Genomic DNA, 18,370 nt, shown 5'->3' on the forward strand with positions numbered 1-18,370 from the left:
GCATCCCCATACGCAAAGTCTGTCCGCCCGACCGTTTGGCGAAAAAGAGTATCCCCAACAAAAGCGCAGCCTTCAGCAGTATTTACAAAAACAATATGGCCAGGCGTATGACCAGGCACGTGCCTAACTTCGAATGTCTCACCTAAAAAAGTGAGCCTATTCCCCGCCTCAAGATATTTGTCGGGCTCAACATTGCGCATCCCCTGCAATCCAAACGCTGCCGCCTGATCACAAATCGTGCCCAGCAAAAATGCATCTCGTATGTCTGGCCCCAAAATGGGCACTGCTTCACCTTGTCGGGCAGTCAGTGCTTCCTTCAGCTCATCCGCACCACCTGCATGGTCTAAATGCCCATGTGTCAAGAGTATGGCTTCAACGTGCATCCCACCCAGAGTAGACACGATATCACCTACGTCTCCTCCCGGATCAATTACAACAGCACGCCCGCTGTCAGCAGAAACGACCATACAGTTTTGCCGAAAAGGCGTAACAGGAACTCTTTGATATTTCAGCCTACCCATCCTGAGACTCCTCTCCGAACCATTATCCCACGTCAAAACATACAGCACCGCTCAAAGCGCAGGATGCAGAGCCCTATAACACAAAGTACGATTGACCACTTATACCCAGATGATCATTGTGCATGGTCCTCTCATAATCATATGGAGTCCTACCATGAGCCGCATTCTTCGCACTGAACCCAACCCCGTCATGTCTAAAGCCGTCGAGTACCATGGCTTCATTTTCACACAAGGCGTTGTAGCCCGTGATTTATCTTTGGATGTCACAGCGCAGACAAAAGATATTTTCGAGCAAATCGATGCCCTTCTAGAAACACACGGCACAGACAACACCCGTATTCTCCAAGCGCAAATCTGGCTGAAAGACATCGCTGACCGCGATGCGTTCAACACTTTGTGGACAGCTTGGGTACCTGAAGGACAAGCCCCAGCACGCGCATGCGTTCAAGCCGTACTCGCAGATCCGCGTATGCTTGTCGAAGTGATGCTCATCACAACGAAATAAGTCATTTTTTGCCCCTGACAATTAAGGCACAAAAAAGGCGCAAACGCTAATTTTGAGGTTTTTTGTAAAACAACAAAAATTTAGCGTTGCGCTTTGCATTATTCACTTGCCAGGGTTGCAAACAGATTGTTACCTGCCTGTCACTGAAACAACACACGCAACCAAACTAGGACGACGAATCCGTGCCGACGATGCTACGCCGCCCCAAGACCCTGCTTTCAGCGTTCGTGTTTGCTGCATTAGCAGTGTTTTCCGGCCAAGCTTCGGCACACGCTACTCATCACCACTCTGCCAGCCACCATCATGGTCATTCCCATGCTAAACGCTTGGCTTTTGCTCATTACCGTGGTGGTAGTCACGTCCTACAATGCGTTGCCTTCGCCAAAACAGCCTCTGAAGTTCAGTTACACGGCAATGCGCGCGACTGGTGGTATAACGCTGCTGGACGTTACGCACGCGGCCATGCCCCATCAGCGGGTTCTGTGCTGAACTTCCGCGGAATCCGCCGCATGCCTCTCGGCCATGTTGCGGTCGTTCGTGAAATTGCAAACAGCCGTACAATTTTCATCGACCAATCACATTGGGCCGCAAACGGAATCGCTCGACACGTTCGCGTGGTTGACGTCTCACCGCGTAATGACTGGAGCGCGGTACGCGTTGCGCTCAACGGCAACCAAGGCCGCCTAGGCAGCATCTATCCGACATACGGCTTTATCTACCCACACGCAGCACCAGACGAAGTTCCAATGCTCGCGCACGAAACACACGCCGCACCGCACGGCTCGGAAGTCGCCTCCGCACCGAGCGACTCCATCGATACAGACGCTCCGAACCGCTCTGTTCGCTGAAGCGGCTCGACACAATCTTTCTCGATTTAACGCAAACAAGCCGCTCTGTCAGTTCAGACAGGGCGGCTTGTTTTATGATACGGGTGATTGGTTGCTATCGCCTGAGCCCGAAAAACCTGCTCAGCAAGCATGATGCGCACAAGCATGTGTGGCCATGTCATGGCCCCAAAGGACATTACGGCATCGGCCCTTTCAAGCACGCTGCGTTCTAGCCCTTCAGCCCCACCTATAACAAAATGGATCGGCCTTCCGCTTTCCTGCCAAGACGTTAGTGCCTTTGAAAAAGACGGGCTATCAAACAAACGCCCTCCTTCATCAAGCACCACAACAAAAGCATTGTCAGGGCAGGCTGCAAGCAGCAGTTCAGCTTCCCGGCGCTTTTGCTCAATAACCGAACCGCGCGCCGCAGGCACCTCCTGTACTAACAGCGCAGGCCGAAGCCGGGCCGCATAACGCTCAAACAGCGCAAGCTCAGGCCCAGCTTTTAACTTACCAACCGCAACGAGCTTCATTTTAGGAAGCCTCGCCGTCCTTTCCTACGGGAAGCTCTGCTTCAACCGCATCAAGATCAGAGCCCCACATTTTTTCAAGGCCATACATTTCCCGGCTTTCGGGCTTAAACAAATGAACAACGACGTAGCCTGCATCAAGCAGAACCCAGTCGCTTCCATTCGCACCCTCAACCAGAATACGCTTGAAGCCAATTTCTGCCAGCTTCTTGTCGATGTGATGCGCCATTGCGGCGATCTGACGATCAACAAAACCTGTCGCAATAACCATGCGATCTGCGAAGTTCGCACGACCCGTTAAATCGATGGTGACAATATCTTCTGCCTTATCTTCTTCTAGGCTTTCGATAATGACCCCAAGCATCTTCGTTAGTGTGTCAGGCTCGACTGCCTCAACACGCTGAGCGTTTTTTTGCGGACCTGCCGCGACAGCTTTTTTGCGGGCTGTTGAAGCTTTCTTCGGTGCAGCTCCGTTCAGGTCGGTATCGTGTTCAGATGACGTTGTGATAACTTTTACTCCTCGTCCGGATCCGGGCATACCTGCCCGGATTCACGTAATGCTGTAGCTGATATATCGTTCTGCGGCGCAGAAAGGAACGACCAACCGCACGCATCTGGCTGAGATAGCAATTTTGCCTGCCGAAAAGGCTTACGTTTATGCCGCAAAACCGACGCGGCTGGCCCATGTAAGGCTGAACCAAAACTTCCAGGCCGTGGCACAACTGCAACGGGAATTCGCTCTGCCAAACGACGCCAATCCCGCCAACGGTGAAATTGGGCCAATCCGTCCGCCCCCATGATCCATACAAAAGAAACATGAGGAAAACGGCGCTGCAGCTCCACCACTGTTTTGTAAGTGTATCTCTGGCCTAACCTGGATTCGATATCCGTAACACGTATCCGCCGTCCGTCAGCCAAACGCCGCGCAGATGCCAAACGCGCCGAAAAAGACGCCATTCCGTCGCGTGGCTTCAACGGATTACCGGGTGAAACCATTAGCCAGACCTGATCCAGCCCCAAGGCCTTCAAAGCGCATTTGGCAACCTCGATATGGCCATAATGCGCCGGATTGAATGAGCCTCCCAAAAGGCCCACTTTGACCCGGCGACCATCACCATATTTTGGGAGCCCGCTCAGCCGCGCACCTGTCCGTTACCGCGCACTTCGTACCGGTAGCACGTCAATTGCTCCAAACCGACAGGGCCTCGGGCGTGCATACGCCCCGTGGCAATGCCAATTTCCGCACCAAAGCCAAACTCACCACCATCACAAAACTGCGTGGAGGCATTCCACATCACCACAGCGCTTTCCGTTCCGTTCAGAAATGTCTCTGCGGCATTGGCATCTTCAGTAATGATAGCCTCAGTGTGGCTGCTGCCGTGGCGCGCTATGTGCTCTAGGGCAGACTCCACACCATCAACAACAGCAACGGACAGAACCGAATCCAGCCATTCAGTATGGAAATCATCTGCTGTAGCTTTAGGCAACGATGGTACGATGGATCGTGCACGATCATCCGCCCGGAACGAACACCCCTTGGCTGTCAGATCCTGAACCAAAAGCGGCAAAATCTCTGGAGCAATCGCTGCATCGATCAGAACCGTCTCAGTCGCACCGCAAACACCTGTGCGCCTCAACTTGGCATCCAGAAGCACCTTCCGCGCCATCGCGAAATCCGCACCCGCGTGAATGTAAGTGTGACAAAGCCCCTCGGCATGAGCAAGCACAGGTACGCGAGCCTCACGCTGAACACGTTCAACGAGAGATTTACCACCACGCGGAATAATCAAATCTACACTACCCGCCGCCTGCAAAAGCGCACCAACGAGTGCTCGATCTGCGCTTGGCATGATTTGCACACACGCCGAATCTAAACCCGCCTGCTGCAGTCCGTGTTCAATAGCTGTCTGAATGGCTCGTGCTGAGTGTAAGCTTTCGCCTCCCCTCGTAAGACAACGGCGTTGCCTGATTTTATGCACAATGCCGCAGCGTCCGCCCCAACATTTGGGCGGCTTTCATAAATCATGCCGATCACGCCAATGGGGGCCGCGACACGCCGCATGTTAAGGCCATTTGGCTGCACCCACTCGTGCAGAACTCGCCCCACAGGGTCCGGCAGCTTGGCCACGTCCTCCAGCCCAGTCGCCATGGCATCCACACGCTCAGCCGTCAGCGTCAAACGATCCCGAAATGCAGCATTTCTGTCAGCACTCAGTCCGGCCAAATCACGCTGGTTTGCCGCAACGATCTCTGCTGAATGCACTCGCAACGCCTGCGCCGCCGCCGTTAATGCACTATTGCGCACTTCGGTACTTGCACGTGCCAAAGACCGGGCAGCACGACGCGCCCGGTCCGTCAGCTCCTGCAAAACAGCAGAAGCATCATTTTCAACGTCAGACATTGAAGCGGAACAGAAGGACATCACCATCCTCAACGACGTATTCTTTGCCTTCAATGCGGAGCTTGCCGTTTTCTTTCGCGCCTGCTTCACCCTTGAAGTTCACATAATCATTATACGCGACTGTTTCACAGGCAATAAACCCACGCTCAAAATCGTTGTGGATCACAGCTGCCGCCTGCGGTGCACGCGTGCCTTCCGTGATGGTCCAAGCCCGCGCTTCCTTAGGTCCAACCGTGAAATATGTTTTCAGACCCAGTAGCTTGTAACCAGCCGCAATGACACGGTCCAAACCACTATCATGCAGCCCAAGCCCTTCAAGAAAGTCACCACGATCTTCGTGAGGTAATTGGCTAACCTCAGCCTCAATCGCTGCGGATACAATCACCATGGCCGCACCCTCGGCTTCAGCCCGCTTGCGCACCGATTCCGAATGCTTGTTGCCCTCTGACGCAGCAGATTCTTCGACATTACACACATAAAGAACAGGCTTCGTGGTCAGCAACTGTAAGCGCGCCGCCTCCTTTTCCTGTCCTTCCGGTACAGCGGTGCGCGCTGGGCGGCCGTCACGCAAAGCAACAATCAGTGGCTCCATCAGCTCAAGCTGAGCCTGAGCTTCACGGTCATTACCGCGTGCACGCTTCTGCAAATTCGTCTGGCGCTTTTCCAAGCTCTCCAGATCTGCAAGCATCAGCTCTGTTTCAATGATTTCAGCATCGCGGACCGGATCAACACCACCTTCTACGTGCGTGATGTCATCATCTTCAAAACACCGCAAAACATGAATAATCGCGTCCACTTCGCGGATATTCGCCAGGAATTGATTGCCCAACCCTTCGCCCCGTGAAGCGCCACGTACCAAACCAGCAATATCAACAAACTCAAGACTTGTCGGAATTGAACGCTGCGACCCACCGATTTGCGTCAAAACATCTAACCGCTTGTCTGGCACGGCGACACGGCCTGTATTCGGCTCGATTGTACAAAATGGATAGTTCGCTGCTTGTGCCGCTGCCGTTTCGGTCAGAGCATTGAACAACGTAGACTTACCAACGTTAGGCAGACCAACAATGCCGCAATTGAAACCCATTTTATACTCCCGTTACGTCAACGCAGCTTAGGCTACGGCTATGCAAAATATAATCGTTGCCTTCTGTTCGCAGAAACCGACGTAACGGACAACCATCGGGGCACAAAAACCCCGATGATCTTTAGAAAAAACGTCGATTACAGCGCGGCAATCTTGTCTTTAGCAGCTGCAAGAATAGCATCACGATTAGCTCCGCCGTTCCGCGCAAGGCCTTCCGCTATGATCGCTGTTACTTCTTGGCCCAAAGAAGCAAACACCGCCTTAAGGTAGGATGTTTCGTGCTCGAAGGCAGCAGCAGGCGTATTCTCTTCGTAAATACCGCCACGCGTCGCGACGATCACGATTTTCTTTTGCCCGATCAATCCTTCAATGCCCGTAGGCACATAGCGGAATGTACGTCCCGCAATCATCAAGCGGTCAATCCATGACTTCAACTGGGATGGAACACCGAAATTATACAAAGGAGCCGCGATGACAACGATGTCCGCTGCCTCAAATTCTGCCAATACTTCAGCGGATTGCACGTGCTCATCACGGCGCGGTGCATCTGCAGGAATATCTTTTCCGAACTGGGAAAATAACTCCATATCAAGATGCGGTAGCGGCTGTGCGACCAGATCACGATGTGTCACTTCCAAATTGGCCTCTTTAGCTCGGAAGTGCGCGACAACATCAGCCGTCAAAGCTCGGCCCGTTGAGTGATCGCCTAAAATACTGGAATCAATGTGCAAAAGTTTAGTCATGACGATCTATGTCCATAAGTTCGAATTTTACCGAACTTTAGATAACATACGCTTCAGCCCATTTTGCAAGTGATGAAAATTGGAAAAGAAAGAAGCCCGCTGACTCTTCCCTTGCGCTCTGCCACCTTTTTCCGCTCAAAATAATCTTATGACAGATTTACGCATTGGCATCGCAGGCATCACTGGCCGCCTTGGCTCCCTCTGTGCAGAAGAGGCTGGAACTGCTCTTTCTGGGGGTACTTCCCGTCATCCGGTGCCGGAAAAAAATATTACATCCTCACCAGACGAACTCGCCAAACGCTCAGATGTGATCATCGATGTAAGCAATGCAGCCACGATTGCAGAACATGCCAAATGCTTTAGTCAAAATAATTGCGCATGGGTCATTGGCACAACAGGCCTCGACAACGCGGCGCAAGATGCCATCAAAGAAGCCTCAACCCGGATCCCAGTTCTTCAAGCAGCAAATTTTTCGCCTGCTCTTACTGTTTTCCTTGATCTGGCACGTCAAATTAGTGCCGCTCTTCCCAGTTATGATGCTGAAATTGTAGAGACACACCACCGCCAAAAACTTGACGCACCTTCCGGCACAGCCCTCGCTATCGGAGAGGCCGTCGCACAAGGACGCGGATTGTCTTTAAAAGACGTAGCACGCACGGACCAAAATGGCCGCCGCCCGGACAATGCCATTGGCTTTGCATCTCTCCGTGGCGGGCAAGTTATTGGTGCGCATGATTTACTGCTCTTAGCTGCGGATGAAGAAATTACTTTGTCACATCGCGCGCTCGATCGTCGTGTTTTTGCACGAGGAGCACTGCACGCCGCACGCTGGTTAGCCACTAAAAAACCAGGCCTCTACAGCATGGCAGACACACTGAAAAACGAATAATTGATACAAAATACCGGCAAAGGCCCCTAGAGGGCCCTTGTCCTTATTATCACAGCACAGAAAAAATACGTTCCTGCACACCGCAGGACTTGACCTAGCGACGCAATTCCGTCAAGTGGTCCCATTCCGAAATACCGTTACCACAAATCTCGGCTTGTTTAGCGCCGAAATGGATGGTGCGGCCCTTTTCACCACTCATTCCCTGCGAGGTCCCTGAGTGCGCAATTACGGCGATTTCCTCTTTACATCTGAGTCCGTTTCCGAAGGTCACCCTGATAAGGTTGCTGACCGCATTTCGGATACCGTTCTGGATGCTTATCTTGAAGCAGACCCAGAAGCACGCGTTGCTTGCGAAACCATGGTTACTACCAACCGCGTTGTGCTGGCTGGTGAAGTGCGCGGCCCGAAATCTGTCGAGGACACGCTGATCGATCGCGCACGCGAAGCCATTAAAGACATTGGCTACGATCAGGAAGGCTTCTCTTGGAAGCACGCTGACATCACGTCCTACCTGCATGCTCAGTCCGCTGACATCGCCCAAGGCGTAGACAGCGCCGACAACAAAGACGAAGGTGCCGGCGACCAAGGCATTATGTTCGGCTTCGCAACACGCGAAACAGAACAGCTCATGCCAGCGCCCCTGTTCTACGCACAGACTATTCTGGAGCGCGTCCGTGACTACCGCAAAAACGGTGACGCACGTGGCGTAGGCCTTCTGCCGGACGCTAAGAGCCAGGTCACACTGCGCTACGTCGATGGTAAGCCCGTCGGTGCAACCTCCGTCGTAATCTCGACACAGCACGTCGAAGGCATGAGCCAACACACCATCCGCGAAACACTACGCGATGTCGTGCGTGAAGTTCTGCCAGAAGGCTGGATGTGCCCGGAAGACGAATTCTACGTAAACCCAACAGGCAACTTCGTCATCGGCGGCCCCGATGGTGATGCTGGTCTGACAGGCCGTAAAATTATTGTGGACACATATGGCGGTGCAGCTCCGCACGGTGGCGGCGCGTTCTCCGGCAAAGATCCAACGAAGGTCGACCGCTCTGCAGCCTACGCAGCGCGTTACCTTGCTAAGAACGTTGTCGCTGCGAACCTAGCAGATCGCTGCACAATCCAGCTCAGCTACGCAATTGGTGTTTCAAAGCCACTTTCTGTGTATGTTGATCTCGACAATACCGGCAAAGACATTGACGAAGCACGCCTCGGCGCCATCCTCAATGAACTGGTTGACCTGTCGCCACGCGGTATCCGTAAACACCTACGCCTGAACCGTCCAATCTACACGCCAACATCAGCTTATGGCCACTTCGGCCGTACACCTGACGCAGCACTGGACAACTTCACGTGGGAACAGGCTGATCTCGTCGACGCACTGCGCAACGCTTTCAATCGGTAATTCCCCCTGACTACGTCTCTTAAATCTCAACCGGAGCGCCTCTACGGCCGTCAACGCGGCCACCCGCTCCGGGCCCGTCAGCAGCGACTGCTTGATGTGTCGCTGCCTCGGCTATCCTTGGCTACGCCAGAGAATCCTGCCTCTACATTTGGAGATGGCATTTCTGGCGTTTTCCTTGAAATCGGCTTTGGCGGCGGCGAGCACGCGCTCGACCAACACAGGCTTAACCCCGACGTTGGCTATATCGCTTCGGAAGTCTTCGAGAACGGCTTGTGTTCGCTCCTTTCTCGTCTAGTTCCCGAAGGTGAGGAAGAGACCGCTTCTCCCCCAAGAATTTTCGTCTTTGGGCGGAAGATGCCCGGCTACTTCTGAAAAGCCTGCCGGAAAACAGTCTCGACCGCGCTTATTTAATGTTTCCGGACCCTTGGCCAAAAGCACGTCACGCTAAGCGCCGCTTCGTCCACCCGGAAAATATCGCGCTTCTGGCACGTGCTCTCAAACCGGGAGCCGTATGGCGGGTTGCGAGTGATCACCCCGTTTATCAAGAATGGGTTGAAGAGGTCATGAAAGCACAAGACCTTTTCGATACGCCGCCTTACACCACAGAACGGCCTGAAGGCTGGTCACCCACCCGATACGAAAGCAAAGCTTTCCGGGAAGGTCGCCAACCATTTTATTGGACATTTACAAGGCGCAACTAATACTGGTGCGTCGACTTGGTTTTCATTTTATTGATTCAAGCAGAGGCCCAAACTCATGACAGAGATCGAACGCGACGAAATGGAATTTGACGTGGTGGTTGTAGGAGGTGGACCAGCCGGTCTATCAGCCGCCATACACCTCAAGCAAATTTCTCCCGACCTCAATGTCTGCTTGATCGAAAAAGGAAGCGAGATCGGCGCACATATTGTGTCCGGGGCCGTTATCGAGCCCCGCTCCCTTGAAGAACTGCTGCCGAACTGGCGCGAAACAAACGCCCCCCTGCGTACGGAAGTCTCAGAAGAACAAGTCCTTTTCCTGACGGAAAAGCGGGCCTTCCCAATTCCTGGCCTTAATCTTGTCATGCCACACATGGCAAACCACGGAAATTACGTTGTTTCCTTGGGCGAAGTATGCCGCTGGCTGGGCGAGCAAGCCGAGGCTTTGGGTGTTGAAATTTACCCCGGATTCTCCGGCGCCCAACTACACATAGAAGACGGATGCGTCACTGGAATCATCACCGGCGATATGGGCATTGAGCGCGACGGCTCTCAAGGTCCAAATTTCACACCTGGTATGATCCTGCGTGCGCGCCAAACCATTCTTACCGAAGGGACGCGTGGGTCCTTGTCAGCCCACGCCATGCAACATTTCAACCTGCGCGATGGTGTTGAGACACAAACATACGGCCTAGGCATTAAAGAAGTCTGGGAGATCCCCGAGGAAAACCACCGCCCGGGCTTTGTACAACACAGCTTCGGTTGGCCACTAGATAACAGCACCTATGGCGGTGCGTGGCTTTACCATTTCGGCAAAAACCTTGTCAGCTATGGCTTCGTCACAGGGCTGGACTACCAAAACCCCCATCTCTCTCCCTTCGAAGAAATGCAGCGGACCAAGAACCACCCCGCGTTTAAAAAGCATTTCGAAGGCGGCAAGCGCATTATTTACGGCGCACGCGCGCTCTCAGAAGGCGGCGTACAATCTATTCCACGCCTAACTTTCCCGGGCGGTGTACTCGCCGGAGACTCTGCTGGTTTCGTCAACGTGCCCAAAATTAAGGGTACACACACTGCGATGAAGTCCGGCATGCTTGCTGCGGAAGCCGTGGCAGATGCTCTCAACAACAATGAGCAACAAGCACATAGCTTGGAAGATCGCCTCCGCGCTTCATGGCTCTGGGATGAGCTTCACGGCGTCCGCAATATCCGACCAGCTTTTGCAAAATGGGGAGCTAAGGTTGGCGCCCTCTATGCTGGGATCGACTCGATGCTGTTGCGTGGCCGTGCACCATGGACACTGCACCACCCGCATGCCGACCACGAGACCTTGCGTCTGGCCACAAAAACCTCCCCAATTGCCTACCCCAAGCCAGACAACAAACTCACCTTCGATCGCGTCAGCTCAGTTTTCCTCAGCGGCACCAACCATGAAGAAAACCAACCCATACATCTCAAACTCCGTGACCAGTCTGTATGGGGACCCGTCAATCACACGCTCTATGACTCACCGGAAAGTCGCTACTGCCCGGCCGGAGTATATGAACAAGAGCAAAAAACGCCCGATCAATGGGATCTACGCATCAACGCCCAAAATTGCGTGCATTGCAAAACCTGTGACATCAAAGACCCCACACAAAACATCGAATGGTGCACGCCAGAGGGCAGCGGAGGCCCCAACTACCCTGTCGGGATGTAAATATCTGCTGGGGATGTGACTTCCCCGTTCAGTTCAGCTAACTTGTCTCAGCTTTGTGAAGTTATAAGTGGCGGATTGGACAATGAAGATATTAGTGCCGATCAAGCGCGTGGTCGATTACAACGTGAAAGTCCGCGTCGCAGCGGATGGTAGCGGTGTCGACACGCAAGGCGTGAAAATGTCAATGAACCCCTTCGATGAGATCGCCGTCGAAGAAGGCATCCGACTGCGCGAAAGCGGAGCGGCGAAAGAGGTTGTGGTCGTCACCATTGGGGCCCAAGCAGCGCAAGATGTTTTGCGCACCGCCATGGCCATGGGTGCGGACCGCGCTATTCTGGTAAAAACAGACGATACACTTGAGCCGCGCGCCGTCGCGAACGCGCTCAAGGCCGTCATCGAGCGCGAAAATCCATCCATCGTGAGCATGGGCAAACAAGCCATTGACGATGACATGAACGCGACGGGCCAGATTCTGGCTGCCAAGCTCAACTGGCCACAAGCGACATTTGCCAGCAAAGTCGTTGTGAACGGTGACAAGGCAGAAGTCACACGCGAGATCGACGGCGGCACAGCAACATTTGCTGTCCCCCTCCCGGCTATCATTACAGCAGATCTACGCCTGAATGAGCCTCGATACGCCTCGCTCCCGAACATCATGAAAGCCCGCAAAAAGCCTCTCGAGACAATTGAGCTCGAAAGCCTCGGCGTAGACACCGCATCACGCCTGACGACGATTTCGGTAGCAGAGCCAGCTGAGCGCCAAGCCGGCGTCATGGTAAGCAGCGTGGCCGAGTTGGTCGAAAAACTAAAGACAGAAGCGAAGGTGATCTGATGACAGCTCTTGTTCTTCTGGAAATCGAAAACGGCGCAGTCCGACAGGCATCGCGCTCAGCCGTTGCCGCTGCAAGCGCCTTTGGTTCTGTTGATGTGCTTGTTCTCGGCGCAGGCGCAGAAGCTGCAGCGCGCCTTCCGGGCGTTGCCCGCGTCCGACACGCAGAGTCACTTTCTGATTCCATCGCCGAAAGTGCGTCTGCGCTACTTGCAAGCATTGCTGCCGAATATACGCATATCATCAGCGCAGCGACAGCAAACGGTAAAAACATCCTGCCCCGGCTTGCTGGGTTACTTGATGTTCAGCCTATCCCTGACGTCATTGCTATTCAGGATGCAGATACTTTCGTCCGTCCGATTTATGCAGGCAATGCACTCGCAACTGTGCGATCAAGCGATAACATCAAAGTTCTAACAGTACGCGGCGCCAATTTTGATCCGGTAGCAAGTGAAGGTGGAAGCGCATCTATCGAAGCAATCGCTCTTGATACATCTGCTACAATCCCTTCCGTTGAAGAAATCTCGGTCAACCTCTCAACATCCGAACGCCCTGAATTGGAATCAGCCAGAGTAGTTCTCTCAGGGGGTAGAGGGTTAAAAGACGCAGCAAACTTTAAGCTGCTTGACCCTATTGCAGACAAACTCGGCGCAGCCATTGGCGCTTCACGCGCCGCTGTGGATTCAGGCTTCGCACCAAACGAAATGCAAGTCGGGCAAACGGGTAAAATCGTTGCGCCTGAGCTGTACGTTGCTGTCGGTCTATCTGGCGCAATTCAGCATTTGGCCGGCATGAAGGACAGCCGCGTCATCGTTGCAATCAATATCGATCCAGAAGCACCAATTTTCCGCGTCGCGGATTATGGGCTGGTCGCTGACCTGTTCACGGTTCTACCGGAACTGGAACAAGCGCTTTAATAAAAACAGCGATCTACCAATTTATGGTAGATCGCTGAAAAAGCATCATATTCTACTTTTACAAAATCGCTCCCCCCTTGCAAAAACGAGTAACTCTCGTTAGAGGATGCGCCGTCGGCGGAGTGTAGCTCAGCCTGGTAGAGCACTGTGTTCGGGACGCAGGGGCCGGAGGTTCGAATCCTCTCACTCCGACCAATAATCCAAAAAATTTATTGAATATTACAAGCTTTATGAAGCTCAACAAGCTGCATAGCACTTTGCAATAATGCAGGACATTCCTGCCAATGCGCGCGAATCTCAGCTGCCATTTCTGCCTGAAATGCTTTATCCCACTCATGCATAGGCGGACAAAACGCACGCGGTGAAGGTTGAGAACTACACCCTCCCAGCACTAGAGCCAAAAAAACTACAGGAAATCTGTACTTCATGCCTCTCCTCGGTCCAAAATTGCCAGCAATTCATCGCGTGATCTCGGAGCGTCAACCCGTTGCTGAGCCATAGAACGCAAAGCTGCGTTCTGCTGTTGGACCAGAAAAATATCCTGCTGCGCCGATTGAGCTTGCTGCCCGCGCTTACCCGCACGGTACAACAAGACCCCCGCCCCTAAAATCATTAAGATCGTAGAGGCGAGAACACTTAAGTTAAACGTCACACCACAGGCTGTGAAACAGTGTTTGAGGTCGTGGTGCCGCTGGACTGGCTCAACGCCTGCTCTAACGACACTGCCCCATCAAAAATCTTCGCCATTGCGGCATCAACATCTGTGACGTTGATATGGCTACTCAAGCGCGCAACGAGCGCTTCTAGTACCCCTTGAGCTATCATTCCTCCAATGCTTACACCTTGCTGTACCGTTTCTGTATCTGCTTTCCCAAGGCTCTGATTAATTAATTTTTCAAACGCCGAAATAGACAAAAGAGACATATTATGTTCCTAAATTATGGTATTTATTTTTTAATATTTGAATCTATAGATAATTTTGATTTACTACTTTCTATGTAATTAGAAGCCCAACCTATATTTAAACCCAATACTGAAATAACTCTATATGCACTATATACAATTTTATTATTGGGCGGTGGAAATAAAACTGTAATGAGTTTACAAAAAATAATAAAAAAGGCTAACAGAGTTTCGTATTCTTTTGGAAAGATATTCAATAACGTTGCTAAATCAACAAATGACCCATTCATTATTTCATCCCTATAAAAATAAAAAAAGACACCTCTCATTGCGAAAAGATGCCTTACTAAAATTTCATGTTAATTATCAAACCATTTAAATTTATGGCTTAATGCCACAATACATACTTATTTAGCGCTTTTATGGCAAGCATTTATTTACAAATTTTCCACAATCAGTTGATTACATCCCTGTTTCCACCTACTTTGAAAGAGCAATTTATTTGCTGGACTCAGGAGGTTTTTATGAGCCGCACTCTTCGAGGAGTATTCTTCCTCGCTGCAATCGCCACAGCTTCTCCAGCCCTTGCAGAACCAGGCGGTTGCCTCAAATACGGTGCAGCTGGCGCCGTCGGTGGGCATTTTGTCAAACATGGCGTCTTGGGCGCCGTCGGCGGTTGCGTAGCTGGCATGTATACGCGCCACGAATACCGTAAAGGAATCGCCGAAAAAGCTGCCCTTTGGGACAAAGAGCACCCAGCAGCTCCCGACGAAAAAGCAAGCTGGTGGCAAAGACACCACGATGCCGCTTCAGTAAAACAAAAAGCTGAATGGTACGATGCAGAGCATCCAAGCAACGGCGCTCCACAAAACAACGCTACACCCAACTAACAAAAAACCGCCCGTGGATTCTTCCACGGGCGGTGCTTGTAAGCTCAGTTATCCGTTAGGCTTTTAGCCTTTACTCAGCCGTCGAGAAGCCGCGCATTGCCTTACGTGTGAGATCCTCAATTAAGTCAATCGCAGCTACGTCATCATTCAAGCACGGTATTAAAGCAAACTTCTCGCCACCGACCTCTTCAAACTCTTCACGAAGCTCATTTCCGATTTCGTCCAGAGTCTCGATGCAATCCGCCATGAAGCCTGGTGTTATGACAGCAATCTTAGTGACACCTTCATCCGGCAACTTAGATACGAATTCAGCAGTATAAGGCTTTAACCATTCCATTGGCCCAAAGCGCGACTGAAATGTGAGCGGCATCTGCTCTTCAGTAAGATCCAAGGCTGTACGCAGAGCTGCCGTAGTGCGCTCGCACTCTTCCCTGTATCGATCTCCTTTTTCCACGCATATTTTAGGCAGGCCGTGGAAAGATACGACCAATCTCTGGGGCTTGAAATCCAAGCTAGCCAGCTTCCGACGAACTGATTCCTCCAAGCCTTTGATGAACAAGGGGTGATCCGGAAACGAAGGCACTGTCAACACAGAAGGCTGACCACGCAGCTTCATCAGTGCACGAAACAACTGGTCGTTTGCAGTTGCCGTGGTTGTGGCAGAGTATTGGGGGTAAAGCGGGATGCTTATGATCCTGTCGCAACCCTGATCCATGAGCTCATCTACAGCGTGAGCTATAGATGGCTTGCCGTAACGCATGCCCCAAGCTACCGGCACGTCCTCATTAGACAGCCTTTCCTTCAGCAATTCTGCTTGCTTCTCGGTGTACACCCTCAGCGGGGAGGCATTTTTTTCTTTGTCCCAGATCCGAGCGTAATTGGCTCCACTTTCAAACGGCCGACGCGCCAATACTGCGCCCTGCAATATCGGCTGCCAGACAACTGACGGCGCCTCGATGACTCTGCGGTCAGAAAGGAACTCACTCAGGTAGCGCCTCACACCCCAGTATCCCGTATTGTCGGGTGTACCGAGGTTAATGAGCAGCACACCTGTGCGGCCATTTAAAGGGATTGGGGTGCGGGGGGTGCGATATACAAAAGCCATAACCCAATAAACTGCTATGGGCTAAGAAGTTGCAATCCCTTAGCCCGTAAAACACAAAGGGAAGTGTGAAACGCGTCCCAGAGGGGACGCTATCGTCGGTGCCTTACGCGAGCGTAAGAAAGAGAGGGTTTCAAAATCCCACTACACGCCGTTGCGGCAAATAACCCAACAGTAATCATCGAGATTTCGAAGTATGTTGGTGAGGTAATCATGAAGTTCATCTCTGACCTCCTAGAGCTCTTCTGGGGAAATCCTGAGCTCAATTAAGAGAGTGGCAATCTTACTTTTCACTTTCAAGAAAAAAATGCGTTTTCATGCAAAAAAATTGTCACAGACTTTTTAAGGAACTGTGACAACGCATTTTCCGGGCCTGATGGATGAAATACAATTTGGCGCCACTCATTCTAACGGGACGGAAAATTAAATATAACGATGCTGTAAGAGGCGTCTTTTTGGATAGAGGCAAATACCTAATCTGAGACGGATGGTGCGCACCCATAGATTGCGGAACAATTGAAATGCCAAGCCCGCCTGCAACCAAATTTAATGCTGCCATCAGCTGCGGGCCTTTCTGCCTAATACTTGGGGTAAATCCAGCACCATGACAGGCGTCAACTATCGTTCGGTAAAGCCCGTTATTGTATTGGCTTTGATAAAGGATGAAGTCTTCTCCCTCTAAATCCCCCAAACGAATCCCATCAGCACACACTTGCTGAGCCAAAGCGTGACCAATCGGCACAGCAACAACCATTGGTTCATCAAAAAGCTGCTCGACAACAATGTCAGACGCATCGGGTATGGATGCCCGGACAAAGGCAACATCGACGCGATCATCCCTCAATGCACCCAGTAATTGGCTGGAGTTGCCTTCCGTTAGGCTGACATCAACATCAGGCCAACGCTGACGAAAGTCTCCTAGAACAGCAGGAAGACTCGGATGGCACATAGCAGAGTTCGTAAACCCAACCGCCAACTCCCCACTTTCCCCACGCATTACTCGCCCAACATCGCGCACCGCTTCTTCCAAACGATCCACGACATCATATGCGCCATCTAACAAGGTGCGTCCGGCAGCCGTCAGACGCATCCCTCTCGGGTGACGCTCAAACAAAATAACGCCTAAGGCCTGCTCTGCTCTGCGCAAAAGTCTGGTCAGTGGGGGTTGCTGTATTCCGAGGCGCTCAGCCGCAAGGGTTAAATTGCCTTCTTCAGCAATTGCGATCAGCGCACGGAGATGACGTAATTCAAGCATGCCATACCTTTTAGGTATAACAATTCCCCTGCGCAAACATTTCCCATCACTGTCATTAAACAATAGAATATTTGTATAAAACAGGCGCTTTTCACTAACTTCCTGCCTCGAAACACCGTCAAAGGACGTTCCCATGACCAGCTCTCACGTCGAACGCATTCCAGCCACCCTCATCGCCGGTGACGGTATCGGTCCTGACATTACAGCTTCGGTTACAACCGTTCTTGACGCACTGGGCGCCCCTTTTGAATGGGATAAGCAAGAGGCAGGTCTGGGCGCTTTTGAAAAAGAAGGCACCGCACTCCCAGAGAAAACCCTCGAAAGCATCCAACGCACAGGCCTCGTGCTTAAAGGTCCGCTAACAACACCCGTAGGCAAAGGCTTCCGGTCCATCAACGTCACGCTACGTCAAAAATTTGACCTCTACGCAAACGTGCGCCCCACCCAAACACTCGTGCCCGGCGGTCGCTACGAAAACGTCGACCTTGTCGTTATCCGTGAAAACGTCGAAGGCCTTTATGCCGCGATGGAGCACTACCTGCCTTCAGGGAATGACCCACAAGCCGTCGCATACGGTGCAGGCTACAATACCCGCACAGAATGTAACCGCATCGTGCGCTTTGCCTTCGAATACGCTCTGAAGAACGGCCGCAAGAAAGTCACGCTGGTCCATAAAGCGAACATCCTCAAAATCCTCAGCGGATTATTTCTAGAGGAAGGCCGCCGCGTTGCCGCGGAATATGAAGGCCGCGTCGCCGTCGAAGAAAAAATTGTCGATGCCTGCGCCATGGAACTGGTCGTTAAGCCAGAACAATATGACGTCATGGTCACCACAAACCTGTTCGGCGATATTCTTTCCGACCTTACAGCAGGCCTCGTTGGTGGGCTTGGCATGGCGCCCGGCGCAAATATTGGTGAGACTATGGGCCTGTTTGAGGCAGTCCACGGCTCCGCACCAGACATCGCCGGCAAAGGAATCGCCAACCCGCTAGCCCTCATGATGGCAGGTAGCATGATGCTCGCCCATGTCGGTCGCCTCGACCTCTCACAGCGCCTCGACAACGCCATGAAACACATCATCGAAGTCGACGGCATCCGTACCCGTGACCTCGGTGGTTCCGCCACGACAGAAGACGTCACACAAGCTCTTTTGCGCGCCATCCGCTAATCAC

21 protein-coding genes, 1 tRNA gene and 2 pseudogenes (1 of these 24 running past the window's edge) are annotated in these 18,370 nt (G+C 52.2%); 11 read left to right on the forward strand and 13 right to left on the reverse strand.

The window, feature by feature from the left end:
• A protein-coding gene (locus D5366_RS04595) for an MBL fold metallo-hydrolase (protein WP_240775348.1) crosses the window boundary here: on the reverse strand, positions 1-467 show its 5' portion. It extends 142 nt beyond the left edge of the window; the window shows 467 of its 609 coding nt (coding positions 1-467); it begins with the start codon at positions 465-467; its stop codon lies off the left edge, out of view.
• A gap of 208 nt (positions 468-675) precedes the next feature.
• Between D5366_RS04595 and D5366_RS04600 the strand changes: the two genes are divergently transcribed.
• Complete coding sequence (locus D5366_RS04600) at positions 676-1,026, forward strand: RidA family protein (protein WP_141492474.1); 351 nt, start codon at positions 676-678, stop codon at positions 1,024-1,026.
• A gap of 191 nt (positions 1,027-1,217) precedes the next feature.
• Positions 1,218-1,874, forward strand: a complete 657-nt coding sequence (locus D5366_RS04605; protein ID WP_141493826.1) for a CHAP domain-containing protein — start codon at positions 1,218-1,220, stop codon at positions 1,872-1,874.
• A gap of 53 nt (positions 1,875-1,927) precedes the next feature.
• On the opposite strand, the gene D5366_RS04610 is transcribed toward D5366_RS04605, so the two are convergent.
• The 6 genes and pseudogenes from D5366_RS04610 to D5366_RS04635 all read right to left on the reverse strand — a co-directional run bounded on the left by D5366_RS04610 (position 1,928) and on the right by D5366_RS04635 (position 6,614).
• Positions 1,928-2,386 carry a 23S rRNA (pseudouridine(1915)-N(3))-methyltransferase RlmH gene (locus D5366_RS04610; RefSeq protein WP_141492475.1) on the reverse strand — a complete coding sequence of 153 codons (459 nt, stop codon included), beginning with the start codon at positions 2,384-2,386 and terminating at the stop codon, positions 1,928-1,930.
• Between the two features lies 1 nt (position 2,387).
• A complete protein-coding gene (gene rsfS, locus D5366_RS04615) occupies positions 2,388-2,921 on the reverse strand; it encodes a ribosome silencing factor (RefSeq protein ID WP_141492476.1) in 534 nt (177 codons plus the stop codon).
• Positions 2,897-3,478, reverse strand: a complete 582-nt coding sequence (locus D5366_RS04620) for a nicotinate-nucleotide adenylyltransferase (protein ID WP_240775349.1) — start codon at positions 3,476-3,478, stop codon at positions 2,897-2,899. Before D5366_RS04620 ends, rsfS begins: the two co-directional genes overlap by 25 nt.
• 38 nt (positions 3,479-3,516) lie before the next feature.
• Positions 3,517-4,784: pseudogene (locus tag D5366_RS04625) on the reverse strand (glutamate-5-semialdehyde dehydrogenase).
• On the reverse strand, positions 4,777-5,871 hold the full coding sequence (gene ychF, locus D5366_RS04630) for a redox-regulated ATPase YchF (protein ID WP_141492478.1): 1,095 nt from the start codon (positions 5,869-5,871) through the stop codon (positions 4,777-4,779). Before ychF ends, D5366_RS04625 begins: the two are co-directional and overlap by 8 nt.
• Before the next feature lie 137 nt (positions 5,872-6,008).
• Entirely contained in the window at positions 6,009-6,614 is a 606-nt protein-coding gene (locus D5366_RS04635) for an FMN-dependent NADH-azoreductase (RefSeq protein ID WP_141492479.1), read from the reverse strand.
• 148 nt (positions 6,615-6,762) lie between these two features.
• Here D5366_RS04635 and dapB point away from each other — a divergent pair, with 148 nt between their 5' ends.
• The 7 genes and pseudogenes from dapB to D5366_RS04670 all read left to right on the forward strand — a co-directional run bounded on the left by dapB (position 6,763) and on the right by D5366_RS04670 (position 13,243).
• Positions 6,763-7,503, forward strand: a complete 741-nt coding sequence (gene dapB / locus D5366_RS04640) for a 4-hydroxy-tetrahydrodipicolinate reductase (protein ID WP_141492480.1) — start codon at positions 6,763-6,765, stop codon at positions 7,501-7,503.
• Positions 7,504-7,720: 217 nt separating this feature from the next.
• Positions 7,721-8,905, forward strand: a complete 1,185-nt coding sequence (gene metK, locus D5366_RS04645) for a methionine adenosyltransferase (RefSeq protein ID WP_141492481.1) — start codon at positions 7,721-7,723, stop codon at positions 8,903-8,905.
• Positions 8,906-8,911: 6 nt separating this feature from the next.
• Positions 8,912-9,606: pseudogene (gene trmB / locus D5366_RS04650) on the forward strand (tRNA (guanine(46)-N(7))-methyltransferase TrmB).
• Positions 9,607-9,661: 55 nt separating this feature from the next.
• Positions 9,662-11,302 (forward strand): electron transfer flavoprotein-ubiquinone oxidoreductase, encoded by a 1,641-nt coding sequence (locus tag D5366_RS04655; RefSeq protein ID WP_141492482.1) that lies wholly within the window; start codon positions 9,662-9,664, stop codon positions 11,300-11,302.
• An 82-nt stretch (positions 11,303-11,384) separates the two neighbouring features.
• Positions 11,385-12,134 carry an electron transfer flavoprotein subunit beta/FixA family protein gene (locus D5366_RS04660; protein WP_141492483.1) on the forward strand — a complete coding sequence of 250 codons (750 nt, stop codon included), beginning with the start codon at positions 11,385-11,387 and terminating at the stop codon, positions 12,132-12,134.
• The gene (locus tag D5366_RS04665; protein WP_141492484.1) at positions 12,134-13,048 is read left to right on the forward strand and encodes an FAD-binding protein; all 915 of its coding nucleotides are present in this window, start codon (positions 12,134-12,136) and stop codon (positions 13,046-13,048) included. Before D5366_RS04660 ends, D5366_RS04665 begins: the two co-directional genes overlap by 1 nt.
• 118 nt (positions 13,049-13,166) lie before the next feature.
• Positions 13,167-13,243: transfer RNA gene (locus tag D5366_RS04670), tRNA-Pro, on the forward strand.
• A gap of 14 nt (positions 13,244-13,257) precedes the next feature.
• Here the strand turns inward: D5366_RS04670 and D5366_RS11860 are convergent.
• Genes D5366_RS11860 through D5366_RS11800 form a run of 4 tightly spaced genes read right to left on the reverse strand, consistent with a single transcriptional unit; the run spans position 13,258 to position 14,241 of the window.
• Entirely contained in the window at positions 13,258-13,476 is a 219-nt protein-coding gene (locus D5366_RS11860) for a hypothetical protein (RefSeq protein WP_141492485.1), read from the reverse strand.
• Positions 13,473-13,700 (reverse strand): hypothetical protein, encoded by a 228-nt coding sequence (locus tag D5366_RS04680; RefSeq protein ID WP_141492486.1) that lies wholly within the window; start codon positions 13,698-13,700, stop codon positions 13,473-13,475. Before D5366_RS04680 ends, D5366_RS11860 begins: the two co-directional genes overlap by 4 nt.
• The gene (locus tag D5366_RS04685) at positions 13,697-13,972 is read right to left on the reverse strand and encodes a hypothetical protein (RefSeq protein WP_141492487.1); all 276 of its coding nucleotides are present in this window, start codon (positions 13,970-13,972) and stop codon (positions 13,697-13,699) included. The genes D5366_RS04680 and D5366_RS04685 overlap by 4 nt, the downstream gene beginning before the upstream one ends.
• 23 nt (positions 13,973-13,995) lie before the next feature.
• The gene (locus tag D5366_RS11800) at positions 13,996-14,241 is read right to left on the reverse strand and encodes a hypothetical protein (RefSeq protein WP_170211047.1); all 246 of its coding nucleotides are present in this window, start codon (positions 14,239-14,241) and stop codon (positions 13,996-13,998) included.
• A gap of 234 nt (positions 14,242-14,475) precedes the next feature.
• On the opposite strand from D5366_RS11800, the gene D5366_RS04690 reads away from it, so the two are divergent.
• Complete coding sequence (locus D5366_RS04690) at positions 14,476-14,841, forward strand: hypothetical protein (protein ID WP_141492488.1); 366 nt, start codon at positions 14,476-14,478, stop codon at positions 14,839-14,841.
• Between the two features lie 70 nt (positions 14,842-14,911).
• Here D5366_RS04690 and hemH read toward each other — a convergent pair whose 3' ends face one another.
• Both hemH and D5366_RS04700 read right to left on the reverse strand, forming a co-directional pair.
• Positions 14,912-15,946, reverse strand: a complete 1,035-nt coding sequence (gene hemH, locus D5366_RS04695; RefSeq protein WP_141492489.1) for a ferrochelatase — start codon at positions 15,944-15,946, stop codon at positions 14,912-14,914.
• 328 nt (positions 15,947-16,274) lie between these two features.
• On the reverse strand, positions 16,275-17,198 hold the full coding sequence (locus tag D5366_RS04700; protein ID WP_141492490.1) for a LysR family transcriptional regulator: 924 nt from the start codon (positions 17,196-17,198) through the stop codon (positions 16,275-16,277).
• A gap of 133 nt (positions 17,199-17,331) precedes the next feature.
• Between D5366_RS04700 and D5366_RS04705 the strand changes: the two genes are divergently transcribed.
• Positions 17,332-18,366 (forward strand): isocitrate/isopropylmalate dehydrogenase family protein, encoded by a 1,035-nt coding sequence (locus tag D5366_RS04705; protein WP_141492491.1) that lies wholly within the window; start codon positions 17,332-17,334, stop codon positions 18,364-18,366.
• Positions 18,367-18,370: the final 4 nt, after the last annotated feature.

The sequence above is a fragment of the Neokomagataea tanensis genome (genome assembly GCF_006542335.1).
GTDB classification, from domain to species: Bacteria; Pseudomonadota; Alphaproteobacteria; order Acetobacterales; family Acetobacteraceae; genus Gluconobacter; species Gluconobacter tanensis.